Raw genomic sequence first — 23,168 nt, 5'->3', positions numbered from 1 at the left:
TGAAGGTCAATAGTGGTTCTATTGACCAAAAAAGCGGTGAAATATGGACCGGTCAGGTGGATTTTTCGGCCGCCTCCGTTAAGTCCGACAGGCTGCTAGGCCGCGAGCGCGGCGTCAACGGCGTCGTGGGCGGCCTTGGCCAGCTCGCGCCGGTGCGCGTTCGCGGCCGGCAGCGGCGCCAGGCAAGTCAGGCGCGCCTGGATGCGCCCACCGGCCAGCACCGCCATCATGCTTTGCGCGAACGTGGTCTCGCCCGTGAACTCGATCGACGGATGCAGCGCGCCGCTGGCGTCCACATAGCGCAGGGCGTACGGCTGCACTATAGCGCCGGCGTCGACCGCCGCCTCGAACAGGTTGGCGTGAAACGGCAGCACGGTTCCCTGCGCGGCGGTGGTCCCTTCCGGGAAAAACGCGACCCGCTCGCCGGCCTGCAATGCCGCGACCATGCCCTTGAAGGTATCGCGCAGCTCGCGCCGGTTGCCGCGCGCGAGAAACACCGTGCCACCCTTGGCAGCCAGGTAGCCAAGCAGGGGCCAGGCGCGAATTTCCGACTTGGCCACGAAGTGGCACGGATGCAGCGCATTGATGACGAAGATATCGAGCCACGAGACGTGATTGGCAACGATCATGGCGTGTTCCAGCGCGGGCGCGCCGGCGGTCTGCTGCACGCTCACCCCGCAAATGGCCAGCAGCACGCGCGACCAGCGCTGCACGTAGCGGTTGCGGCGCGCCTTGCCCGCCCACGGAAAATACAGCGCACAGGAAGCCACCCCGACAAACAAATGCAGGAACACACGGGCGAGGCGAAAGGCGAGCTTGATCTTCAAATATGACCTGGTCGAAACGGTGATGCAAGATAGCGCTGGATTTTACCGTCCGCAACGGCAGGCGCGGCTCGCATTCCCGAAAGGTGCGCGAGCCGCGCCCAAGGGTATCGTGAAACGCCCCCCGACACCGGCATTGCTATCGCTGGAACGCTACCCGCCCGCCCACGATCGTGGTGGAGACTTGCCCGGCCAGTTCGTAGCCGAGGAACGGCGTGTGCTTGCCCTGGCTGGCCAGCGCCGACGCCTCCACCGTCCAGCGCGCCTGCGGATCGAACACCACCACATCGGCGTTGGCTCCCACCGACAGCGACCCCGCCGGCAAGCCCGCCACGCGCGCCGCGTCCGAAGTGACCTTGGCCAGCGCGCGCGACAGCGGCGAGGCCGAACCGGGCGCACCATGCTGGCCGGCGGCGTAATCGTCGGCCCACTTGAGCGCCAGCGACAGCAGTAATTCAAGGCCGGTGGCCCCCGGGGATGCTTCGCCGAACGGCAGCAGCTTTTCATCGTCGTCGACCGGAGTATGGTCGGAGCAGATGGCGTCGAGCGTGCCGTCGTACAGCGCGGCGCGGATGGCGTCGCGGTCGCGCTGGCTGCGAAACGGCGGCGTGACGCGCGCGTTGGAGTCGAAAAAACCGATGTCGGCGTCCGTCATGTGCACGTGGTGGGCGCCAACGTCGCAGGTGACGGGCAGTCCTTCCTTCTTGGCCGCGCGCACCAGGTCAAGCCCTGCCGCGGACGACATGCGGCAGATGTGCACGCGCGCCCCGCTGGCGCGTACCAGTTCGAACAGCGTATGGAGCGCGATCGTCTCGGACATGACGGGCACGCCCGACAGGCCAAGGCGCGAAGCGAGCGGCCCGGCGTGGGCGATGCCGCCGCGCCCGATGTGCGCATCCTGCGGGCGCACCCAGACCGTAAAGCCGAAGGTGTTGGCATACTGCAGCGCGCGCAGCAGCACGTTGGTGTCTGCTATCGGCACTTCGGCTTGCGAAAAACCGATGCAGCCCGCTTCGGTCAGCTCGGCCATCTCGGTGAGCGACTGGCCCTTCAGGCCCGTGGTGAGCGCGCCCAACGGATGCACGCGCGCCTGCAGCAGCTTGCCGGCGCGGTACTTGAGCATTTCTACCAAGCCCGGTTCGTCGAGCACGGGGTCGGTGTCGGGCGGGCAGACCAGCGTGGTCACGCCACCCTGCATCGCCGCCTGCATCTCGGACTTGAGCGTGGCCTTGTATTCGTAGCCCGGCTCGCGCAGGCGCGCCGACAGGTCGACCAGGCCGGGCGCGACCACCAGGCCGGCGGCGTCGATGGTGATGCCGGCGCCAAAACCTGGCGGGGCGCTGCCCACTGACGCGACCTTGCCGTCGACGATATAAAGATCTTGCACCTTGTCGATGCCGTTGGCCGGGTCGATCAGGCGCCCGTTTGCGATATGAATGTTATTAACTGCGTTCATTGCTGCGTTCATTGCTGCGTTCATTGATGCGTCCATTGCTGCGTTCATCCCTGCCTTCATCCCTGCGTGCCTGCCAGAATACTCATCACCGCCATGCGGACCGCGATACCAAACGTCACCTGCGGCAAAATCACCGCCTGCGCACCATCGGCCACCGCCGAATCGATTTCCACGCCGCGGTTCATCGGCCCCGGATGCATGACGATGGCGTCCGGTTTGGCCAGCGCCAGGCGCTCGGGCGTGAGACCATAGCTCTTGAAGTATTCCTGCGCCGACGGCAGCAGCGCGCCGCTCATGCGCTCGTTTTGCAGGCGCAGCATGATGATCACGTCGACGCCCTTCAAGCCTTCGTCCATGTTGGTAAACACCCGCACGCCCATCTGTTCCAGGCCGCCCGGCAGCAGCGTGTGCGGGCCGATGGCGCGCACTTCGGGCACGCCCAGCGTGGTCAAGGCATGAATGTCCGAGCGCGCCACGCGGCTGTGCAGGATGTCGCCGACAATGGCCACCGTCAGGTTGGTGAAGTCCTTTTTGTAGTGGCGGATGGTGTACATGTCGAGCAGGCCCTGGGTCGGGTGCGCATGGCGCCCGTCGCCGGCGTTGACCACGTGGACATGCGACTGTTTGGTGTCGATCAAGTGCCTGGCGATCAGGTAGGGCGCGCCCGACTGCGCGTGGCGCACCACGAACATGTCGGCATGCATGGCCGACAGGTTGTCGATGGTGTCGAGCAGCGACTCGCCCTTGCTGGCCGACGAGGCCTGGATGTTCAGGTTGATGACGTCGGCCGAGAGGCGCTTGGAGGCGATCTCGAAGGTGGTGCGGGTGCGGGTGGAGTTTTCAAAGAACAGGTTGAAGACGCTCTTGCCGCGCATGAGCGGCACCTTTTTTACTTCGCGGTCCGAGATGCCGACAAAGCTCGACGCCGTGTCGAGAATGTGATTGACGATCGACTTGGGCAGGCCCTCGATCGAGAGCAGGTGCTGCAGTTCGCCATTTTTATTCAATTGCGGGTTAAGCATGGTCTTTTTCTATCGTTAGCGTAAATTGTCCGTCCTCGGCGCGCGCCAGCGCCAGCGACTGCTGCGCGCCGAGTGCGACGGTGGTGGCGACGAAGTCGGCCGCCACCGGCAGCTCGCGCCCGCCGCGGTCGGCCAGGGCCGCGAGCCGGATGCACGCCGGGCGGCCATAGTCGAACAGCACGTTGATGGCCGCGCGCGTGGTGCGCCCGGTGTAGAGCACGTCGTCGACCAGCACGACGGTGGCGCCGTCCACGTTGAACGGGATATGGGTCGGCTTGACGTCCGGGTGCAAGCCTTTTTTGGCATAGTCGTCGCGGTAGAACGAGACGTCGATGAAGCCCAGGCGCTGCTGCAGGCCCAGGTCCGCCGCCAGCCTTTCGGCCAGCCACGCGCCGCCCGAATGGATGCCCACGATGGCGGCGTCGGCGACGCCGGACAGGCCGGCCTTGACCTGGTCGCGCAGGACCAGGTAAAGCGCTTCGGCGTCGAAATCCTTAGTTGATGTTGGCATGATCGTCAAAGTATTGTTGCAAAATGATTGCGGCCGCTTTCGCGTCGATGATCTCGCCGCGCTTGGTCTGGATGACTGCGGACGAGTAGCGCTCGTCGACCAGCGTGACCGGCAGGTTGAAGCGGCCATGCAGCTGGTTGGCGAAGCGGCGGCAGCGCAGCGTCATCTCGTGTTCGGCGCCGTCGGGGTGCAGCGGTTCGCCGACCACCAGGCGCGCCGGTCGCCACTCGGCGATCAGCTCGCCAATCTGCTTGAAACGGGCCGCATTGTCGATGGCCTTGACCACGGCCAGCGGCTGCGCCTGCCCGGTCAGGGTATTGCCCATGGCGATGCCGATGCGCTTGATGCCGAAGTCGAAACCGAAAACCAGTTCTACCGCGGGTTGCACGGTCAGCTCGGCCAGCAGGTCAGCCACCGGGTCAGCTCCCATGCTGCCCACTATGCATGGCCGGCTTCGGAGGCGAGCATCATGGGGTCGATGCCCAGCAGTTTGATGGCGGCGTTGTAGCGCTCTTCGATCGGCAGGTCGAACAGCACATGGGGGTCGGCGCCCACGGTGAGCCAGCCGTTGCGGCCGATTTCGTCTTCGAGCTGGCCCGGGCTCCAGCCGGCATAGCCGATCGATACCAGCAGGCGCTGTGGACCGCTGCCGTTGGCGACGGCTTCTAGCACGTCGATCGAGGTGGTGAAGGCAACCTCGCTGGTCACGGTGAGCGACGACGAATAGGGGGTGCCGGGCGTATGCAGCACGAAGCCGCGGTCGTCCTGGACCGGGCCGCCGAACATGATCGGCTCATTGACGACGTTGCTGTGCAAACCGGACGAAATGGCCAGGTCGATCCGTTCGAACAGGATTTCCATGGTCATGTCGGTCGGCTTGTTGATGATCACCCCCAGCACGCCCTTGTCGTTATGCTCGCAGATATACACGACGGCGCCGCCGAAGACCGGGTCTTCCATCGATGGCATCGCGATCAGGAAATGGTTTTCCAGATTGAGCGTAGAGCCCGACGACGAAGCAAATCCTTCCTCGAACCGGCCGGTTGCCTCGGGCGACATGCCTGGCATGGCCGAAGTCTTATCGATTTTGCTTTTCTTCATACGCATCACTCTCTCTTCCTCGATCTTTGAGGGTTTGCTGCTACCATCATCGCGCCGCGCGCCAGTTTTTCAGCAGTTTACACTGAAATGCGCCGGCGACCATCGAACGCACCTTTCCGGGGCGCAGCTTACGCGATGGTAAACGATAAATAGCACCTTAATATTGACTCTCAACACAATAATGACTTTTACCAAATCTCTCGTCTGGTTCCGGCGCGACCTGCGCGCCTTCGATCATGCCGCTTTGCACCATGCGCTGACGTCCTCGCAAGCCGTCTACTGTGTCTTTATCTACGACACCGATATTCTGGAAGTCTTGCCGCGCGCGGACCGCCGCGTCGAATTCATCCATGCCAGCCTGGCCGAACTCGATGCCGAGCTGCGCCAGATGGGCGGCCACCTGCTGGTGCGCCACGCCGGCGCCGTGGCCGGCATCACGCAGCTGGCGGCCGAACTGGGTGTTGACGCCGTGTTCGCCAATCACGACTACGAACCGCAGGCAATCGACCGCGATGCGGCCGTGGCCGAAGTGCTCGAAGCGGACGGTCGCAGCCTGTTCACCTTCAAGGACCAGGTGATTTTTGAAAAAAGCGAAGTATTGACGCTGGCCGCGCAAACCTTTTCGGTCTTTACGCCCTACAAGAACGCCTGGCTCAAGCGCATGCTGGCCGAGCCGTCCTGCCTGGACGGGTACGAGATCGAGGCGCACGCGGCGCATTTTGCGCCCGCCCCGGCCGACCATCGCCTGCTGACGCTGGCCGACATCGGCTTCGAGCCGGCCAACTTGCCAATCGCTGCGGGCATGTCAGGCGCGGCGGCCTTGTTCGAGGACTTCATCGGCCGCATTGCCGACTACGGCGAAGCGCGCAACTACCCGGCCGTCAAGGGACCGTCCTACCTGTCGGTACACCTGCGCTTTGGCACGCTGTCGATCCGGCACCTGGTACGCACCGTGAACGGCATCATCGCCAACGGCGCCGGCGGCGAAGGCGCGCCGGTGTGGCTCTCGGAGCTGATCTGGCGCGAGTTTTACGCGATGATCCTGTTCCATCATCCGCGCGTGACCGAGCGCGCGTTCAAGCCGGCCTACGACGCCATCGAATGGGAGGCCGGACCCGAAGCGCAGGAACTGTTTGCCGCGTGGTGCGAAGGGCGCACCGGCTATCCGCTGGTGGACGCGGCGATGCTGCAGCTGAACCAGACCGGCTACATGCATAACCGCCTGCGCATGGTGACCGCATGCTTCCTGATCAAGGATTTGGGGGTCGACTGGCGCTGGGGCGAGCGCTATTTTGCGCTGCTGTTAAATGACTATGATCTGTCGTCGAACAATGGCGGCTGGCAGTGGGCCGCGTCGACCGGGTGCGATGCGCAGCCCTACTTCAGGATTTTCAATCCGATTACGCAGTCCGAGAAGTTCGATGCGAAGGGCAAGTTCATCCGGCGCTATTTGCCGCAACTGGCAAAGCTGTCGGACAAGGAGATTCATGCGCCATGGCTGTCCGGGGGCGCGGCCAATTATCCGGGACCGATCGTGCAGCACGATGAGGCGCGCAAGAAGACCCTGGAGCGCTACGCCGTGGTGAAAATCCAGGCAGCTTGAATGAAAAAAACGCCCCGTTTCAATGGGGCGTTTTTATTTGCAGGCGACTTCGATTACTGGGTAACCGGCATCTCCCGCTTGAGCAAACCAGCAATGGCGGCCAGCAGCATGTCTTCCTGGAACGGCTTGCCGAAATACGCATTCACACCCAGGTCCAGCGCATAGTTCCTGTGCTTGTCGGCGGTGCGCGAAGTGATCATGATGATCGGCACGCCGGCCGTGCTGTCGTTGCCGCGGATATTGCGCGTCAGGTCGAAACCATCCATGCGCGGCATTTCGATATCGACCAGCATCAGGTCGGGCACGGTTTCCTGCAGGTGTTCCAGGGCGTCGACGCCATCCTTGGCCAGCATCACCTGGTAGCCTTCGCGCTCGAGCAGCCGCTGGGTAACCTTGCGCACCGTGAGCGAATCGTCGACCACCATCACCACAAAGTCGCGCGCCCTGGACTCGGGCGCCGCGGCAGCTGCGGCGATCGCGGCGGCAGGCTTTAACTGCGGATGCAAATCGATGTGGTGCGACAGCGCCACAGGATTCAAAATCAGGACGATCTCGCCCGAACCGAGCACCGTGGCGCCGGCAATGCCGATCATGCGCGAGAGCTGCGGGCCGATGTTTTTAATAACGACCTCGCGGTTGCCTTCGATATTATCGACCTGGATCGCCAGCCTGTCGCTGCCGTGCTTGAGCACCAGAACAGGGCAGGAACGCTGCACCATCGGATGCGCGTCGCCGTCCCCGAGCAGCGTGGGCAGGAAATGCAGCGCCACTTTCTGGCCCTGGAATTCGATGAAGCCCGCCTCGCGCGCCGCGTTCAATGGCGCTTCCTTAATCTGCAGCACCTGCTCGACCAGAATCGACGGCACCGCGTAAGTCTTGGCGCCGCTGTTGGTCAGCACCACCTGCGTGACCGACAGCGTGAGCGGCAGGTTGATCGTAAAGCGCGCGCCCTTGCCTTTTTCGGTGACGATCGACACGCGCCCACCCAGGGCGGCCGCCTCGGAACGGACAATGTCCATGCCCACGCCGCGTCCCGCCAGAGCGGTCAGCGAGTCCGCAGTCGAAAAGCCCGGCTCAAAAATCAGGTCGGCAGCTTCCGCGTCGCTCACCACCGCATCCTTGGCAACCAAGCCGTTCTCGCGTGCCTTCTCGCGGATCCGGTCCAGGTCAAGTCCGGCGCCATCGTCGTTGAACTGGATGACCACCTCGTTACCCTGCTGGCTGACCTGCACCAGCAATTCGCCGATGTCGGTCTTGCCGTTGGCGTTACGCTTGTCGCGCGACTCGATGCCGTGCACGATCGAGTTGCGCAGCAAGTGCTCGAATGGTCCCGCCATCTGCTCCAGAACGCTGCGGTCGATCTCCACGCCGCCGCCGCGAATATCCAGGTTGACCCGCTTGTCGATCTCTTTGGCGGTTTGGCGCGCCACCTTGAACAAGCGCTCGGACAGGCTGGAAAACGGCACCATCCGCACCCGCATCAGGTCACGCTGCAAGTCGCGCGTCAGGCGCGACTGCACCGTCAAGTCGTCGGTTGCCGAATCGACCGTGCGCGTCAAGCTTTCGTGGAACGACGCAACGTCGTTCACGCTCTCGGCCATCATCCGCGTCAATTCCTGCAGGCGGGTAAAGCGGTCGAACTCGAGCGGATCGAATTCGCGTTCGCTCGAAATCGACATGCGCGACGAGATCTGCGACTCGGCCTGCATCTCGACTTCGCGCAACTGGCGCCGCAGGCGGGCCAGATTTTCCGAAAAGTCCGACAGCGACGACTTGAGCGTGGACACCTGGTTTTCCAGTTTCGAACGCGTGATCGACACTTCGCCGGCCTGGTTGACCAGCCGGTCCAGAATGTCCGCGCGCACCCGCACCAGCGGCGTGCGCGCTTGGGCGGCGACCGCCTCGTCGGCAACCAGCGGCGCGGCGCCGGCCACGGGAGAAGCGCCGGGAACTGCGACCGGCTGCGGGTTTTGCAGCTGTTCAAACAGCAGCAGCGCGTGGTCGTAGTTGGCCATCAGTTCGTCGAACGCGGCCGGCGTCGATGTGCCGGCGTGGACCATGTTCTCGATCTGGGTTTCGATTTCGTGCGTGTGCTGACCGAGGCGCATGGCGCCCGCCATCCGCGCGCTGCCCTTGACGGTATGCAGGATGCGCAGCAGGCCCTTGGCCGGCGTGGTGTCGCCCGGCTGCTGCTGCCACTTGCGCAAGCCTTCGCCCAGTTCCGGGAGCAAGTCGGTCGCCTCCTCCAGGAACACCGGCAGCAAGTCGGCATCGAGGTCGTCGCCAAGCGGCACTTCGGCCACGGCGTTCTGCACGGCCGTGTCGCTGATCGCCGTTTCGGTCGCCAGCACTTCAGCGGCCAGCAGCTCGGGCTCGGAGATCAGCTGGGGCGCCGCAATGCGTTCAGGCGTGGCGATCGGCTCCGGCTCGGAGATCAGCTCCGGCACCAGTTCAGCCTCGTCATCCTCCTCGTCCATTGCCATCACGGGTTCAGGCAGTTCGGTGTACTCGATGACCGGGGCCGGGACCACCGTGCCGGAAGACGGCGACGCCAGATCCAGTTCAGCGTCGTCGAACGGCTCGTCCAACAGGTCGTACGCTTCGATCGGCGGATCGGACTGTTCGTCCGCCGGCGTTGCCTGGGCGACGATTTCCTCGAAATCGGGCACTTGATCGGCGGCCAAAGCTTCTTCCAGAACTTCCTCGGCGGCGAGGACTTCTTCGGCGGCGAGCACTTCTTCGATGTCAGGGACGTGCTCGGCCGGTTCGGCGGTCACGCTCTCGAGCGTCTCGGCGAACAGCGTATCCATCCCTTCCGGCTCGTCGGCAACGCTCACTTCGGAACTTTCGGCGCCGACGTAGACGGCCGACTCTTGCTCGACCAGGCGCTCGCGCAGCTTGTTCAGGCGCGCCACCAGGCCCGGATTGGGCTCGGCGATTTCACCCAGCGCAAAGCCTTGCAGCATCTCACGCGCGCAGTCGACGGTCTCGTCGAGCAAATCGCGCTCGGACGCGTCGAGCACCGGCGCCGGTGTGTCGAGCGCCATTTCAAGCGCATGCGCAATCTCGCACAGGGCCGCGAAACCGACGGTGGCCGAGGTGCCACCCAGGGTATGGGCCGCCTTCAGTGCCTGCGGCGTCACCAGGCGATGCGGCTCGTGGCGCCACTCGCTGAAATCTTGGGTCAGCAGGCGGACGATTTCGTCGGTCTCGGCCAGGTAGATATTATACAGCGGCAGCGGAATTTCAAGCGTGCCGATGCGCTTCGTGTTGTCGTCCACCGGCGGCGTCGGACGCACCATGCCGGGAAACTCGATCACGTTGCCGGTGCCTGGAATGGCGAAGCTGACAGGCTCCTCGACGGCCGGCTCGACCGACGCTTCTTCAACGGCATCGGCAACTTCGGTCACCTCGGCAGCTGCGATCACATCCGCAACTTCGGTCACTTCGGCAGCTTCGGTCACTTCGGCAGCTTGCAGCGTCTCGGCCGCGTCCTCGATGTCGTGCACCGCTTCCACGTCGCCAGGCTCGGAGGCAAACGTCAGTTCTTCCGCATCCACGAAGAATGGCTCTTCAAGGTCGGCATCGAACGGCAGTTCGGCGACCATTTCTTCTTCGGGCGAGACATCGACAGGATCATGGGCCAGCTCATCAGCCACCTCAGCGCCCAGCAGCGCTTCCTGCGGATCGTCGTCGAGCAGCAGCGGCGCTTCGGTCACTTCTTCAAGCACCGGCACTGCAAACGGATCGATCAGCTGCGGCAGGTCGACTGCTTCGGCAACGATCTCGATTTCCGCTTTGGCCGGCGCTTCGATCGTAAACGGCGCGCCGTCGAGCATGCGGGTGGCCGCGGCCACCAGAACTTCGCTGCTGCGCGGCGAGTGGCCGCTGGCGGCCAGTTCGTCAACCCACAAGGTCATGTCGGCACTTGCCCAGCCGAGCAACGCCAGCAGGTCGGGCGTTGCTTCGCGCCCTTCCGACAACCACAAATTCATGACTTTTTCAACCAGGGCCGCGCCCACGCCGAAATTGTTCAGGCCGACCATGCGCCCGCTGCCCTTGAGGGTGTGGAATGCGCGCCGCACGACCGTCATCGTTTCCTGGTTCGACGGCTGCGCTTTCAGGCGCGGCAGCGTGGCGCTGACCAGCTCGAGCACTTCCTGCGCTTCCATGATGAAAATTTCGAGCAGTTCGGCTTCGACTTCGCCTTCAACCTGCATGGGTGGTGCGCCCATGATCGCTGGCGCAGCCGCTGTGGCAGGAGCTGCGGGAGTTTGCGCCGCCGGCTCGGCCGGCGCCACGGGCGCGTCGACCGGCGCAATAACGCTCACGCTCACGCTCACCGGTTCCTCGATCACGATCACCGCTTCCGGCTCGAACGCGGTTTCGCCCGACGGTTTTTCAAACGGCACTTCGCGCAGCATGCCTGCTTCGCGGTCGAACGCAAAACGCTCTTTGGCCGCATCAAAATTCTTGGCCAGCATGTCGACGAAAAAGCCCAGCGCGCCGATGTTCTGGGCGATGTTCTGCAGCGACGCCGCTTCCTGTTCCGGGCTGCCTTCGCCCGCAGCCAATACCCGCACCGCTTCCTTGACGTGCAGCGCGGCGCGCATTGCGTCTTCCTGGTCCAGGATCGCGACCGCGCCTTGCAGCTGGTGCAGCACCGGATCGATCTGGCTCAGCGTGGCGCGCTTGGCGCTGTCCGCATAGTAATCGTCCAGCACCTTTTCAACCTGGCGCAGGCCGTTTTTCATTTCGGCGGCCAGCACGGCCACGGTATGAAACTGCTGGATCTGGCGCGACAGGTCGCCCTGCCACTGCGGCGCGTCCGGCGGCGTCTGGCCGGCGGCCAGCGCCAGCAGGCGCACGCCCACAATGTCGGCGTTCGCATCGAAGTCGTCCGGCAACTGGCGGATCTGGTCCAGGCCATTTTCGACGAACAGCATGGCCGTAGCCATCTCGAGGTTAAATTGCGGTTTGCGCCCGATTGTCTTGACGTCCGTGTTGGCCCGTACCAGTTCGGCCTGCAGGCGCGCCAAGGCCGGCGCGCCAAGCTTCTGGCCGGCGGCAGCTACGATGGCCAGCAATTCCTGGAATTCCGCTTCCAGCGCTTCGTCCAGTTCCGACGAAAGCTTGTCCCAGATGACGGTGGCGCGCGCCAGGGCTTCCTTGGCGCTTTTCAGCGCTTCCGGATCGATGCGGCCATAGCGTTTGGTCTCGTAATTGCCCGGAATGACGCCTTCAAGGCGGTAAGCCGTGCGCAAGGCTTGCGCCGTGAGCGACGGTTTGGCTGCGGCCGCGATGAAAAACAGCGCGTCGCGCATCATCGCTTCGGGCAGGCTGCCTTCGCCCTGGGTCAGGCGGCGAATCTGCAGGTTGATCAGGCCGAACAGCTGCTTGGTGTAGAGCGTGCTTCCCAACTGGCCTTTGGCAACCAGTTCGGCAAAGCTTTGCATGGCGACCCAGAAGGTGCGCCCGGCCGATTCCTTTTGCGCCGCCGCGATCAGCGCGATGGCTTCCTGCATGGCCGCTGCATTGGCTTGCTGCGAGGCGGCGTCGGTGCTCTTGATGAATGGGAGCAGCGCCTTTTCAAAGCGCGCGCGGCAGGCTGCGTAGTCGGGCTGGGTGGCAGGCGCTGCGTGCTGCGGCAGCACGGCGGCCAGCGACAGGTCGGGGAAAAACAGGTCGGCCGGGTGAATGCGCGCCGCGCCCAGTTTTTCCTGGACGTCGCGGTAATAAGGGAACAGGCGCGCCGGCTGCTGGTCGGCGCCCGAGAGCAGCTCTTCGAGGTATTCGATGACTGCCTGGTAGACGGCGGTGACGACCTGCGCGTTCTCGCGCGTGCACGGCAGCAGGGCATCGCGGAAGCGGTCGAGCGCTTCCTCGGCCACGGCGGTCATGACGCCGACGCCGTCGACGTCGACCATCTGCAAGGCCCCGTGGGCCTGGTGCAAGTATGCTTTCGCATGCTTGAGTGAGTCTGCCTGGGCGTCGTCGTTCAGGGATGTGGCGTCATTGAGCGCCGCGCCGGACTTGCCCAGCGCTTCACGGATTTCGCCCATCACCCAGCCGAGCGGCCCAGTGTCAAATTGGGGCGCGTGCGAAAAATCAGTCATCGTTTTGCTTACCTTGAGTTCAATCGGGCCGCCATGGCGAACTATGAAAGATCAAGCAAGAGCGCCTGCCGTAGCCTGCAAGGCGGGGCAGGCGCTCCTGGTCGATCCGTCGTTGACGTGTCAGGCGATTACGCGGAATCGCGATACCGAGTTTTTCAGTTCTTGCGCCAGCAGCGAGAGCTGGCGAATCGAGTTTGCAGTCTGCTGCGTACCGTCCTGCGTGCTTTCGGTCACCGACAGAATGTGCTGAATGTTGTGGGCCACGCCGTTGGCCGACGTTGCCTGCAGCTCCGTTGCGAACGAAATGCCCTGAATCAGTTCGGCCAGACGGTTCGACACGCGCGAGATGTCCGACAGTGCGGCGCCCGCAGCATCCGACAGCTTGGCTCCCTCGACCACACCTTGCGTCGATTTTTCCATCGCGGCCACCGCATCGTGGGTATCGGTCTGAATGGTACGCACCAGCGCGCCAATCTGTTTTGCCGCGCCGGCCGAACGTTCCGCCAGTCGCTGCACCTCTTCCGCAACCACCGAGAAGCCGCGTCCTGCTTCGCCGGCCGATGCCGCCTGAATTGCCGCGTTCAGCGCCAGCACGTTGGTCTGCTCGGTAATGTCGGAAATCAGCTCGGTGATCTCGCCAATCTCTTGCGACGATTCGCCCAGGCGCTTGATGCGCTTGGAGGTTTCCTGGATCTGCTCGCGAATTTCGTGCATACCCTTGATCGCGTTTTCCACGGCGGTCGAACCCTGCTGCGCCGCAACCACGGACTGGCGCGCCACTTCGGCCGATTCGTTGGCCGACTTCGACACGTCGGTAATTTCGCTTGCCATCTTCAGCACCGTCTCGGAAGCATCCTGGATCTCGCGCGACTGCTGTTCGGTCGCCGCCAGCAGCTCGGTCGAAATGTTCTGTGCGTTGCCGGACGCCGACGTCACCTGCTCGGCCGTTGTGGTCACGCGCTCCACCAGGCCGCGCAATTCCTCGACCGTGTAGTTGACCGAGTCGGCAATCGCGCCGGTGATGTCTTCGGACACCGTTGCGTGCACCGTCAAGTCGCCGTCCGCCACTTCCTGCAGCTCGTTCATGAGGCGCAAAATAGCTGCCTGGTTCTGGTCGTTGGTTGCTTTCGCTTCTTCTTCCTTGGTCTGGGCCAGCTGGCGCATGGTGTCAGCTTCCTGGCGCCGGCCTTCCGCAGCGCGGGCCCGGGTGCGTGAGTCTTGCAGCATGATCTTACCGATGGCGAAAGCGACGGCGGCGGTGAACAGGGCTGCGGCGGCCATCAGCAGGAACCAGCCGCCCAGCGAATCTTGCTCCTGGCGGAAAGTGGTCTGCACCGTGGTCAGCAGCTTTTTGACTTCTTCGTTCTCGTAGAAGATCGACAGCTCGGCGCCTTTGGCGGCCGTAAACTTGGGCAGGTTGTCGAGCACCGAGGTGATCAGCTTGTGGTAGGCGTCGAACTTGTTCTTGATTTCGCCTAGCAGCGCGCGCATTTCAGGATCGCGTACCGCATTTAACTGCATCGTCTCGTTACCATTCAAAAAGCCGTCGATGGTGGTGCGGAACGTGGTGGCGTCGCGGCCCAGCTGGAATGCCGTCTCGGGACGAATACCACCCGAAGTCAGGAACTCGCTGGCGCTGCGCGAGAGGCGCTGGGTCAGCATGGTCATGCGGCCGATGGCGGCCAGTTCGCGTGGCGTGGCGCCCTTCTGGACCTTTTGGTTCAGCAGTTCTTCGGTCATCGACAGCAGTTCCGGCGACAGGATGTCGAGTTGACGCAGGATCTTTTCAAAGCCGGTCAGCTCGGGCTTCATCTTCATGATGGTGCCGGCCGCGTTGTCGGTGCTGATCCACTTGCTGCGGGCGGCTCCCAGCATCTTCTTCATGCTGTTAGGGGCCGACGGCACGCTGGCGCCGCCGAATTTGCCGCCCTTTTCGAGCAGGTTCAAGTCGCTGTTGAGCATCGCGCGGCTCTCTTCAAGCTGCGCAAACGCTTCCGGGTTACCCTGGATCGCGTTAGGCGCCGCTTTACCGATTCGCTGCGAGTGCATCAGCGCGTCCGACGCAATCTGCGTCTGGTCGGACGAGGTGGCGTTGGCGCGGGCGTTCATCCACAGCGCCAGCACCGTCACCAAAACGCTCACGCCAAAGACGATGAACAGGATGCGCAGCTGGCGCGGCAGCGACAGCTCGCCGATGAAGGGCAGTTTGATGTCGGAGTCGCCGTCGTCGTCCAGGGTCACGGCGCTGCTGCCGAAGTGCGATGGCGCCTCGTCAACCGGAGCGGTGACGGTGTCGCCGAAGCCGCCATTCGCGTAGGCCGCGGGGGGCGCATCGTACGGCGCCGGCACCTGGGCCGGCACGTGCGCCAACCCGTGCGCCGCCTCGTGGCCCGGCTCGTCGCCGGAGCCCAGTTCAGGTCCGAATTCGGTGTCGGGGGCCGCCAGCACGCCCACATTGTCGTCACCACCCTTGGGGGCCAGCCCCAGCGAACTCTTCCAAGCAAATCCCATTACAGCTCCCAATCCCTAAGGTAGATATGGATACCACGCGTGCGTGGTTTAAAATCCGACGTGCAAAAAGCGTGTTTCGGCAACCAGCGCCGCCAAGTCGAGCGGCGTCCATTCGACGGCGTCGGCGTCGCGCAGCCGCTCGCCCGAGGTCTCCATGCCGGCCGCATGGCGCAGGCCGTACACGCGCGAGACCAACAGGGCGCAGTTGAAACCGAGACCGTTGGCAAACGTAATGAGGCGGCTGTCGGAACCGATCGCCGTCTCTGAATCCATCTGGTAGCGCGCCAGGTCGATCACGCTAATCAGGTTACCGCGCACATTGGCCAGGCCAAGGTACCAGCTCTGGGTCAGCGGGACGACCGTCACCGACGGCACCGGGACGATTTCGCCGACCTGCGTCAGGTCGAGCAGAAAGCGCTCGGGGCCCATTTGCACGCCGAGCTGGTTGACGCGGGCGCCGGCATTGTTGCGCGCCGCCTGCATGCGTTCGAGCAGCTGCACCTGGTACTGGCGCAAACGGGTACGCCGGCCGGCCCCATCGGACTGGACGGCTCTCTGTGGCGTGCTGTGGGCGGCAGCGCTCATGGGATCAGACGTTGAGTGCGGCGATTTTCGCCAGCAGCAGTTCAGGGTCGACCGGCTTGACCAGGTACTCGCGCGCGCCCTGGCGCAAGCCCCAGACGCGGTCCGTTTCCTGGTTTTTCGACGAGCAGATAATGATCGGCACGTCCGCCAGTTCCGGGTCTTTCGAGATGGCGCGCGTGACCTGGAAGCCGTTCGCTCCCGGCATCACCACGTCCATCAGGATCAGGTGCGGCTTGTCGGCCTTGATCTTGATGAAGGCTTCTTCGCCATTGTCGGCGGTGGTGACGGTAAAACCGTTCTTGACCAGGATGTCGGTCAGGTAGTAACGCTCTGTAGGAGAGTCGTCGACGATAAGAATTTTTGTAATGGCCACGGGGTTCTCCAGGATTATTTTGACGCGTCGGCGGTGTGCTCGCGCACAGCGGCCAGCAGGCTGTCTTTGCTAAAAGGTTTGGTAAGGTAGGCCGAGGAACCAACCATGGCGCCGCGGGCGCGGTCGAACAAGCCGTCTTTCGAGGAAAGCATCACGACCGGCGTGGCGTGAAACTTCGCGCTCTTTTTGATCAGGGCGCAGGTCTGGTAACCATCCAGGCGGGGCATCAAAATGTCGCAGAACACCAGCGCAGGATGGTGGTCGTTGATCTTGGCCAGAGCGTCGAAGCCATCGTCGGCCAGCACAACCTGATAGCCGGCCTGCGTGAGAAAAATCTCTGCGGAGCGACGAATCGTGCTGCTGTCGTCGATCACCATGATTTTCAAGACTGTGGTTTGCGGCGTCATTGTCATTTTCAGTTTACTCGGCGTGAAACTGAACGATACCATAGGGCAAGCAACTTGTGCGATATCTGTTGCATTCATTCAACTTCTGTATTAAAAACGCCGCGTTCCAATTAGATAACTGTCATTTCGAAATCGTCCTTGCGGGCGCCGCACTCCGGGCAGGTCCAGTTCATCGGCACATCTAGCCAGCGCGTTCCCGGCGCGATGCCTTCGTCGGGCAAGCCGTGTTCTTCCTCGTAGACCCAGCCGCAGATCAGGCACATCCAGGTCTGGAATGGGGTGGCGCGCGCGCCGCTGCTATCAATACTACTCACGTTGTCGTTCCTTCTATCTAGTAAAATGCGGGCAATCAGGTATCTTAATCTACCAGTCGTGCAAATCCAAACAACTCCCCTTATCCTTACATTCGGCGTCTCCGATCCGGTCGGCGCCATCGGCATCCAGGCCGACCTTGCCGCCTTTGGCGCGCTCGGTTGCCATGGCCTGTCGGTCACCACCGGCCTGTTGATCGCCGACAGCGCGCGCGTCGAAGACACTTTCGATATCGAAGCCGACTGGCTGGTCGACCAGGCCCGCCTGATCCTCGAAGACATGCCGGTGGCCGCCTTTAAGGTGGGCGCCCTGACCAGCATCGAGCAGGCCACGGCGATCGCCGAAATCGTCTCCGACTATCCGGACGTGCCGCTGATCCTCGATCCATTTTTGTCCAGCCTGCCAGACTCCGGCCTGTCCGACGACGACATGCTGATCGCGATTCGTCAGATCCTGGTGCCGCAAACGACGATTTTGTTATTGTCGCAAGTGGAGCTGGCGCGCATGGCCGAAACGTGGCGCGAAGGCGGCGCCGACATGTTGCTGGAAGACGTGGCCGAGCTGACCGGCGACGGCTGCGGCTACGTGCTCGTCACTTCAACCTGCCTGGCCGGCGGCGCCAACCCGGCCCTGCGCGCAAATACTTTGTTCAACGACGAGGGCGTGTGCGCCAGCTTCGAGTGGCGCCACCTGCCTGGCCCGTTCACGGGGGCCGGCAGCACCATGTCGGCGGCGATCGCCGCGTTCATGGCGCACGGTTTGGAACCAATGGACGCGGTCCGGCGCGCGCAGGAGTACACTGCCTCGGCACTGGCGCATGCCCAGCGTTTCGGCATGGGGCGCCTGATACCCAACAAATTTTTTGCCCATACTTTTCACGGATCGACTACGTCATGACCATTCCCGACACTTCCCGCAACGACACGCTGTTCGCGCGCGCCCAGAAGACGACGCCGGGCGGCGTCAACTCGCCCGTGCGCGCCTTTAAATCCGTGGGCGGCACGCCGCGCTTTATCACGCGCGCCGAGGGCCCCTACTTCTGGGACGCCGACGGCAAGCGCTATATCGACTACATCGGCTCGTGGGGCCCTGCCATCGTCGGCCACGCCCATCCCGAGGTGGTGACGGCGGTGCAGCAAGCGGCCGCGCGCGGCCTGTCGTTCGGCGCGCCGACCGAAGGCGAAGTGCTGATGGCCGAAGAAATCTGCCGCCTGGTGCCGTCGATCGAGCAGGTGCGGCTGGTCTCGTCCGGCACCGAGGCCACCATGAGCGCCCTGCGCCTGGCGCGCGGCGCCACGGGGCGCGACAAGATCGTCAAGTTCGAAGGCTGCTACCACGGCCACGCGGACTCGCTGCTGGTCAAGGCCGGCAGCGGCCTGCTCACCTTCGGCAACCCGACCTCGGCCGGCGTGCCGGAAGACTTTGTCAAGCACACGCTGGTGCTTGACTACAACAACGTGGCGCAGCTCGAAGACGCTTTTGAAACCATGGGCGAGACCATCGCCTGCGTGATCGTCGAGCCGGTGGCCGGCAACATGAACTTGATTCGCGCCACGCCCGAGTTTTTGCTCACCATGCGCGAGCTGTGCACGCGCCATGGCGCAATCCTGATCTTCGACGAAGTCATGTCCGGCTTTCGGGTGGCGCTGGGCGGCGCGCAAGCGCTGTACGACATCACGCCCGACCTGACGGCGCTGGGCAAGGTGATCGGCGGCGGCTTGCCGGTGGCCGCCTTTGGCGGGCGCGCGGAACTGATGCAGCACATGGCCCCGATCGGCGCGGTCTACCAGGCCGGCACCTTGTCGGGCAATCCGGTGGCGGTGGCGGCGGGCATGGCCACGCTCAAGCTGATCCAACAGGAAGGCTTTTACGAGCAGTTGACGGCGCAGACGGCCAAGCTGGCGGCCGGTCTGGCGGCGGCGGCGGCCGAGGCAGGCGTGACTTTCTGCGCCGATTCGGTGGGCGGCATGTTCGGGATTTACTTCAGCGAAGACGTGCCGGGCACCTATGCCGAGATGATGGCGGGCGACAAAACGCGCTTCAATGCGTTTTTCCACGCCATGCTCGACGAAGGCGTGTATTTTGCGCCGGCCGCGTTCGAAGCGGGGTTTGTCTCGGCGCAGCACGACGACGCGGTGATTGAAGAGACCATCGACGCGGCGCGCAGGGTGTTTGCGAAACTGAAATAAGGATCAAGATGGCGCCGTTGCAACAGTGTTGCGAGGGCGCCATCTGGTGTTAAATGACTAATGGAATGCGCAGCATGATATTGCCGAATAGCAATATTTAAAGCATTGAATGGCTCTGCAGATCCGCCCATCCTGAGGACGGACCCAGCTCCCCGCAATTTATTTTGCTGTGCCGGTAATTAGCGCAGCCAGCCCCGCCGGCGAAAATACCAGAACGGCGCAATGGCCGACGTCACCATCAACAGCAATGACAGCGGATAGCCGAAACGCCAGTCCAGCTCCGGCATGATCTTGAAATTCATACCGTACAAACTGGCGATCAGGGTCGGCGGCAGGAAGGCGACCGAGGCCACCGAGAACATCTTGATGATCTTGTTCTGGTTAATGTTGATAAAACCGACCGTGGCGTCCATCAGGAAGTTGATCTTGTCGAACAAAAAGGAAGTGTGGCCGTCGAGCGACTCAATGTCGCGCAAAATCTGGCGCGCTTCCTCGAACTGCTCGGCATTGAGCAAGCGGCCGCGCATCAGAAAGCTGACGGCGCGCCGCGTATCCATCATATTGCGCCGGATCCGGCCATTCAAATCCTCCTCGTGCGCGATCGAATTGAGGGCCGCCGCAGCGTCCTGGTCGGTAAATTCCTTTTGCAGCACACGCTGGCTGACGCCTTCCAGGCTCTCGTAAATACCTTCGAGCGCATCGGCCGAATACTCGGCGTCGGTGGCGTACAGGTCGAGCAGCACGTCCATGTAGTCGGCGATGGAACCGGGCCGCGAGCGTGCGCGCATGCGCACCAGCCGGAACACGGGCAAGTCGTCGGTATGGACCGAAAACAGCATTTTGCGGGCCAGGATGAAGGCGACCGTGACCACGCGCGACGGGCCGTCGTCTTCCTCCAGCAAAAAGTCGGTGCGCAGGTGCAAGTCGCCGTTTTCCGCTTCGTAGTAGCGGGCCGACGCTTCGATATCCTTGACTTCATCTTCGCCGGGCAAAATCACGCCGTAGATGGTCTTGACCCAGGCCCGCTCGTCGTCGTTCGGATCGGTCAGGTCGACCCATACCGGCGCGACGCTTTCCAGGTCTTCCCGGCTTTCGATCGGAACCTGGTTGAGACGGCCATTTTGTAAGACGAATACGTTGATCATGCGCTTTTCTCGGCCGGGATTCAAAACAGCGCAAGTGTACCCGTAAGCCCTGGGGCCGACCACCCCGAAACGAACATTTCGCTCTACTGCAACTGTTTTTCGATCATTTTGTCGATTGCCGCGTTGGACGTGGCGTGCCCGGCCGGCGTGACCGGCGCCTTGACTGCCTGCGCAACATTGCCTTCCCGGATGACGACCAGCTTGGTGCTCTTGTTGGTGTCGGGACAATCCGTGTTGGAAATGACCTTCTTGCCATGAATGACGCAGCTTTTCATGCGGCTGTCGACGCCGGTCACGCTGTCGCGGGCCGCTTGCAGCGCCTGTTGCGCGCCGCTGTCGGCAGCCAGTTTTTTTGCCTCGTCGGCGCCGGCGGCGAACAGGTTGCGCTCACCCTTCATCGACATCAGGGCGGCCATGGCCAGCGCCGCCGCAGCGGCCGAGATAATGGCGACCCAGTAAAGACTGAGCGCGCCGCGTTGACGATATAACATGGACAGCCTCTGCGATGAAGTTAAGGGAGTTCGGACGCAGCCATGCGCCGAACGATCAAATTGGTGCGCCGCGCCAGGTAGCTGGTATCGCGGTGCTTGTCGTAAAAGCGCGGATTGGGCAGCATTACCGCCAGCCTGGCCGCCTGCGCCGAGCCCAAGGCTGCGGCGCTGGTATGGTAGTAGTAGCGCGCCGCCGCTTCGGCGCCGAAAATGCCGCTGCCGTATTCCACCACGTTCAAGTACAGCTCCAGAATGCGGCGCTTGCTGAGCACTGATTCAAGCATGTAGGCGATGACCAGTTCCTGGCCCTTGCGAACATAGCTGCGCGAGCCGGACAAAAACAGGTTTTTGGCCAGCTGCTGGGTGATGGTGGAGCCGCCGCCCACCACCTTGTGGCGCTTGTTGTTGCGCTCGTAGGCTTTTTGCAGCGCTTCCCAGTCGACGCCGTCATGGTCGGCGAAATTGGCGTCTTCCGAGGCGATCACCGCGCGTTTCAGATTGGGCGAAATGCGCTCGTAGGCAACCCACTCGTACTTGAGCTGTGCGTTCGGGTTCTTTTCGCGCAGGGAGGCGAGCTGGTCGCTCATCATGTTGGTCTGATGCGGGTTGAACCGCGCATACCAGCACACCATCAGGAAAAAATAGAGCTGGACGGCAAATAGGATCAGCAACGTTCCCAGCAGCAGCATCAGGATCGGGCGGCGAGCGGGTTTGCCCCGGCTCATAGGGACGAGCGCATCTGTTCCAGGACCATGGCTGTCTCGGGGCGCACGCCGCGCCAGATGGCGAAAGCTTCCGCCGCCTGCTCAACGAGCATGCCCAAGCCGTCGCGCGCGGTGGCGCCGTGGGCGCTGGCAAAATCCATGAACACGGTCGGCTCTTTCCCGTACATCATGTCGAGCGCGAGCGTAGCGCTGGTAAATACCGTGGCGGGCAGCGGCGGCATGGCCGCGCTCAGGCTGGCCGAAGTGGCGTTGACCACCAGGTCGAACGGTCCGTCCAGATCGGCAAATTCGCAGGCCGACAGCAGGCCGCTCTGCCCCGCAAAATGCTGGACCAGCGCATCGGCCGTGGCGCGGGTACGATTGGCAATGACCAGCTGTGCGGGGCTTTCGCCCAGCAACGGCAGCATGGCGCCGCGCGCCGCGCCGCCCGCGCCCAGCAGCAGCACGCGCTTGCCGGCAATTGAAAAGAGCGCATTGCGCACGATATCGTTCACCAGGCCGGCGCCGTCGGTGTTGTCGCCGGCAATGGCGCCCTCGGTGAAGCTGAGCGTGTTGACGGCCCAGGCCGCCTGGGCGCGGGCGCTTAGCGTCGTCGCCAGCGCGGCCGCGTCGAGCTTGAAGGGAACGGTGACGTTGGCGCCCCGGCAGCCGGAGGCGATCAGCGCGGCGACTGTGGCGGCAAAACCGTCCAGCGGCGCCAGGCAGCGCTCGTACACCATATCCTGCCCCGTTTGCAGCGCAAACGCGGCGTGGATGGCCGGCGACTTGCTATGGGCGATCGGATTGCCGATGACGCAATAAGGGGCGATCTTCGGGCTCACTTGGCGCCACTCAATTCAGCCTCGAGCTTTTCTTCCCGGGTAAAGTTAAAGCGCGTGATGATGACCCACAGGTCATCCTTGTCGGTCGAGAGCATCTTGGGCGGGAAGCGGCCGAACGGGGCCGAGCGGCGCACGATGGCCAGCGCCGCTTTGTCGAGTTCGGCGTTGCCGGAGCTCTTTTCCACCCGCACGCCGCCATCCTTCATGTAGATGCTGCCATCCTGAAAGATGGGAATATAGACGACCAGCTCGCCGTACATTTTCTTGCCGTTTTTTTGGGGAAAGTTGAGCGTGCCGACTTCCTCGACCTTGCGCTGCATTTCCTTGTAATACTGGGCGTAACCGACTTCGCGCGTGCTCGGCGTGATGAACGTCTTGCGCGGACGCTTGTTCTGGTCCTCGATGCGCTGGTCGATTTCGGCGGCGGTGCGGGCGATGGCCTTGCTGCTGTCGAGCATATCGTTCCCGGTGCGGGCCGGGTCCGGCTTGTCTTTTTCGGTGATGCGCGCTGCGTTGAAGTTCGATGCGCGGCTGCGCGTGAGCAGGTTTTGCTGCTGCTCTTCGAGTTCGGCGACGCGGCGCTGGGTGGCTTTCACGGAGTCGCCCACCTCCATGCGGCGCATGTCCGGCAGCGGCGACTTGGAGCGGCCGGCGTCGGCCTGGCCGCCGCCGTCGAGATTGGCCTGGGCCAGCGCGTCCGCGTTGAGCGGCGCCTTGGCGTGCTTGGCGTTAACCAGGATGACTTCGAGGCCCGGGTCGGCCGGTTTCACCTCGAACACTTCAGGGGCGACGAAACGCACGGTCAACAAGGCAGCGTGCAGCGCAACGGAGGCTGCGACGGCGATAGTGAGCGGACTGAGTTGGCTAAAGTGCTTCACGCGATAACGGGAATGAACTGTTGTATCAAGGAACGGCCATTTTACATACTAATAGCCGGGATGGGGATGCTGTGTGGGCACAGTGGTGGGGGAAGGGG

At 63.2% G+C, this 23,168-nt stretch carries 20 protein-coding genes; 3 read left to right on the top strand and 17 right to left on the bottom strand.

Annotated features, from left to right (window positions below):
• Positions 1–95: 95 nt before the first annotated feature.
• The 6 genes from ACP7BV_RS13120 to ACP7BV_RS13095 form a co-directional block, all read right to left on the bottom strand.
• The gene (locus tag ACP7BV_RS13120; protein WP_426104304.1) at positions 96–827 is read right to left on the bottom strand and encodes a lysophospholipid acyltransferase family protein; all 732 of its coding nucleotides are present in this window, start codon (positions 825–827) and stop codon (positions 96–98) included.
• A 136-nt stretch (positions 828–963) separates the two neighbouring features.
• On the bottom strand, positions 964–2,280 hold the full coding sequence (locus ACP7BV_RS13115) for a dihydroorotase (protein ID WP_426104303.1): 1,317 nt from the start codon (positions 2,278–2,280) through the stop codon (positions 964–966).
• A gap of 56 nt (positions 2,281–2,336) precedes the next feature.
• On the bottom strand, positions 2,337–3,302 hold the full coding sequence (locus ACP7BV_RS13110; protein WP_426104301.1) for an aspartate carbamoyltransferase catalytic subunit: 966 nt from the start codon (positions 3,300–3,302) through the stop codon (positions 2,337–2,339).
• Positions 3,295–3,813, bottom strand: coding sequence for a bifunctional pyr operon transcriptional regulator/uracil phosphoribosyltransferase PyrR (pyrR, locus tag ACP7BV_RS13105; protein WP_426104299.1), 519 nt, complete (start codon positions 3,811–3,813; stop codon positions 3,295–3,297). The genes ACP7BV_RS13110 and pyrR overlap by 8 nt, the downstream gene beginning before the upstream one ends.
• Positions 3,797–4,243: a Holliday junction resolvase RuvX gene (ruvX, locus tag ACP7BV_RS13100; protein WP_426104297.1), complete on the bottom strand. Its 447-nt coding sequence runs from the start codon at positions 4,241–4,243 to the stop codon at positions 3,797–3,799. Before ruvX ends, pyrR begins: the two co-directional genes overlap by 17 nt.
• A gap of 8 nt (positions 4,244–4,251) precedes the next feature.
• A complete protein-coding gene (locus tag ACP7BV_RS13095) occupies positions 4,252–4,914 on the bottom strand; it encodes a YqgE/AlgH family protein (protein WP_426104322.1) in 663 nt (220 codons plus the stop codon).
• Positions 4,915–5,095: 181 nt separating this feature from the next.
• On the opposite strand from ACP7BV_RS13095, the gene ACP7BV_RS13090 reads away from it, so the two are divergent.
• Positions 5,096–6,517, top strand: coding sequence for a cryptochrome/photolyase family protein (locus ACP7BV_RS13090; protein ID WP_426104295.1), 1,422 nt, complete (start codon positions 5,096–5,098; stop codon positions 6,515–6,517).
• A gap of 53 nt (positions 6,518–6,570) precedes the next feature.
• On the opposite strand, the gene ACP7BV_RS13085 is transcribed toward ACP7BV_RS13090, so the two are convergent.
• From ACP7BV_RS13085 to ACP7BV_RS13060, 6 genes are all read right to left on the bottom strand, one after another.
• Positions 6,571–12,633, bottom strand: coding sequence for an Hpt domain-containing protein (locus ACP7BV_RS13085; protein WP_426104294.1), 6,063 nt, complete (start codon positions 12,631–12,633; stop codon positions 6,571–6,573).
• A 120-nt stretch (positions 12,634–12,753) separates the two neighbouring features.
• Entirely contained in the window at positions 12,754–15,144 is a 2,391-nt protein-coding gene (locus ACP7BV_RS13080; protein ID WP_426104293.1) for a methyl-accepting chemotaxis protein, read from the bottom strand.
• Positions 15,145–15,192: 48 nt separating this feature from the next.
• A complete protein-coding gene (locus ACP7BV_RS13075) occupies positions 15,193–15,729 on the bottom strand; it encodes a chemotaxis protein CheW (protein WP_426104291.1) in 537 nt (178 codons plus the stop codon).
• Between the two features lie 4 nt (positions 15,730–15,733).
• Complete coding sequence (locus ACP7BV_RS13070) at positions 15,734–16,102, bottom strand: response regulator (RefSeq protein WP_426104290.1); 369 nt, start codon at positions 16,100–16,102, stop codon at positions 15,734–15,736.
• A 14-nt stretch (positions 16,103–16,116) separates the two neighbouring features.
• Complete coding sequence (locus tag ACP7BV_RS13065) at positions 16,117–16,515, bottom strand: response regulator (RefSeq protein ID WP_426104320.1); 399 nt, start codon at positions 16,513–16,515, stop codon at positions 16,117–16,119.
• 104 nt (positions 16,516–16,619) lie between these two features.
• Positions 16,620–16,772 (bottom strand): rubredoxin, encoded by a 153-nt coding sequence (locus tag ACP7BV_RS13060; RefSeq protein WP_426104318.1) that lies wholly within the window; start codon positions 16,770–16,772, stop codon positions 16,620–16,622.
• A gap of 109 nt (positions 16,773–16,881) precedes the next feature.
• On the opposite strand from ACP7BV_RS13060, the gene thiD reads away from it, so the two are divergent.
• Together thiD and hemL are read left to right on the top strand one after the other, a co-directional pair.
• Complete coding sequence (gene thiD, locus ACP7BV_RS13055; protein ID WP_426104289.1) at positions 16,882–17,718, top strand: bifunctional hydroxymethylpyrimidine kinase/phosphomethylpyrimidine kinase; 837 nt, start codon at positions 16,882–16,884, stop codon at positions 17,716–17,718.
• Entirely contained in the window at positions 17,715–19,010 is a 1,296-nt protein-coding gene (gene hemL, locus ACP7BV_RS13050; protein WP_426104287.1) for a glutamate-1-semialdehyde 2,1-aminomutase, read from the top strand. Before thiD ends, hemL begins: the two co-directional genes overlap by 4 nt.
• 179 nt (positions 19,011–19,189) lie before the next feature.
• On the opposite strand, the gene corA is transcribed toward hemL, so the two are convergent.
• The 5 genes from corA to ACP7BV_RS13025 all read right to left on the bottom strand — a co-directional run bounded on the left by corA (position 19,190) and on the right by ACP7BV_RS13025 (position 23,070).
• Complete coding sequence (corA, locus tag ACP7BV_RS13045) at positions 19,190–20,155, bottom strand: magnesium/cobalt transporter CorA (RefSeq protein ID WP_426104286.1); 966 nt, start codon at positions 20,153–20,155, stop codon at positions 19,190–19,192.
• Between the two features lie 83 nt (positions 20,156–20,238).
• Positions 20,239–20,646 carry a hypothetical protein gene (locus ACP7BV_RS13040; RefSeq protein ID WP_426104285.1) on the bottom strand — a complete coding sequence of 136 codons (408 nt, stop codon included), beginning with the start codon at positions 20,644–20,646 and terminating at the stop codon, positions 20,239–20,241.
• A gap of 20 nt (positions 20,647–20,666) precedes the next feature.
• Entirely contained in the window at positions 20,667–21,371 is a 705-nt protein-coding gene (gene mtgA, locus ACP7BV_RS13035; RefSeq protein WP_426104283.1) for a monofunctional biosynthetic peptidoglycan transglycosylase, read from the bottom strand.
• On the bottom strand, positions 21,368–22,192 hold the full coding sequence (aroE, locus tag ACP7BV_RS13030; protein WP_426104282.1) for a shikimate dehydrogenase: 825 nt from the start codon (positions 22,190–22,192) through the stop codon (positions 21,368–21,370). Before aroE ends, mtgA begins: the two co-directional genes overlap by 4 nt.
• A complete protein-coding gene (locus ACP7BV_RS13025; protein WP_426104280.1) occupies positions 22,189–23,070 on the bottom strand; it encodes a TonB C-terminal domain-containing protein in 882 nt (293 codons plus the stop codon). The genes aroE and ACP7BV_RS13025 overlap by 4 nt, the downstream gene beginning before the upstream one ends.
• Between the last annotated feature and the right edge of the window lie 98 nt (positions 23,071–23,168).

The organism is Massilia sp. TSP1-1-2, assembly GCF_049896185.1.
Lineage (GTDB): Bacteria > Pseudomonadota > Gammaproteobacteria > Burkholderiales > Burkholderiaceae_D > Telluria_A.
The sequence above is the reverse complement of the archived record's forward strand: the minus strand, read 5'-3'. Positions and strand labels throughout refer to the sequence as shown.

Excerpts from the sequence above, each read along its gene's own strand:
- ACP7BV_RS13115 (WP_426104303.1), bottom strand. The coding sequence starts at position 2,280 with ATGAACGCAGTTAATAACATTCATATCGCAAACGGGCGCCTGATCGAC.
- ACP7BV_RS13110 (WP_426104301.1), bottom strand. The coding sequence starts at position 3,302 with ATGCTTAACCCGCAATTGAATAAAAATGGCGAACTGCAGCACCTGCTC.
- pyrR (WP_426104299.1), bottom strand. The coding sequence starts at position 3,813 with ATGCCAACATCAACTAAGGATTTCGACGCCGAAGCGCTTTACCTGGTC.
- ruvX (WP_426104297.1), bottom strand. The coding sequence starts at position 4,243 with ATGGGAGCTGACCCGGTGGCTGACCTGCTGGCCGAGCTGACCGTGCAA.
- ACP7BV_RS13095 (WP_426104322.1), bottom strand. The coding sequence starts at position 4,914 with ATGAAGAAAAGCAAAATCGATAAGACTTCGGCCATGCCAGGCATGTCG.
- ACP7BV_RS13090 (WP_426104295.1), top strand. The coding sequence starts at position 5,096 with ATGACTTTTACCAAATCTCTCGTCTGGTTCCGGCGCGACCTGCGCGCC.
- ACP7BV_RS13085 (WP_426104294.1), bottom strand. The coding sequence starts at position 12,633 with ATGACTGATTTTTCGCACGCGCCCCAATTTGACACTGGGCCGCTCGGC.
- ACP7BV_RS13080 (WP_426104293.1), bottom strand. The coding sequence starts at position 15,144 with ATGGGATTTGCTTGGAAGAGTTCGCTGGGGCTGGCCCCCAAGGGTGGT.
- ACP7BV_RS13075 (WP_426104291.1), bottom strand. The coding sequence starts at position 15,729 with ATGAGCGCTGCCGCCCACAGCACGCCACAGAGAGCCGTCCAGTCCGAT.
- ACP7BV_RS13065 (WP_426104320.1), bottom strand. The coding sequence starts at position 16,515 with ATGACAATGACGCCGCAAACCACAGTCTTGAAAATCATGGTGATCGAC.
- ACP7BV_RS13060 (WP_426104318.1), bottom strand. The coding sequence starts at position 16,772 with ATGTGCCTGATCTGCGGCTGGGTCTACGAGGAAGAACACGGCTTGCCC.
- hemL (WP_426104287.1), top strand. The coding sequence starts at position 17,715 with ATGACCATTCCCGACACTTCCCGCAACGACACGCTGTTCGCGCGCGCC.
- corA (WP_426104286.1), bottom strand. The coding sequence starts at position 20,155 with ATGATCAACGTATTCGTCTTACAAAATGGCCGTCTCAACCAGGTTCCG.
- ACP7BV_RS13040 (WP_426104285.1), bottom strand. The coding sequence starts at position 20,646 with ATGTTATATCGTCAACGCGGCGCGCTCAGTCTTTACTGGGTCGCCATT.
- mtgA (WP_426104283.1), bottom strand. The coding sequence starts at position 21,371 with ATGAGCCGGGGCAAACCCGCTCGCCGCCCGATCCTGATGCTGCTGCTG.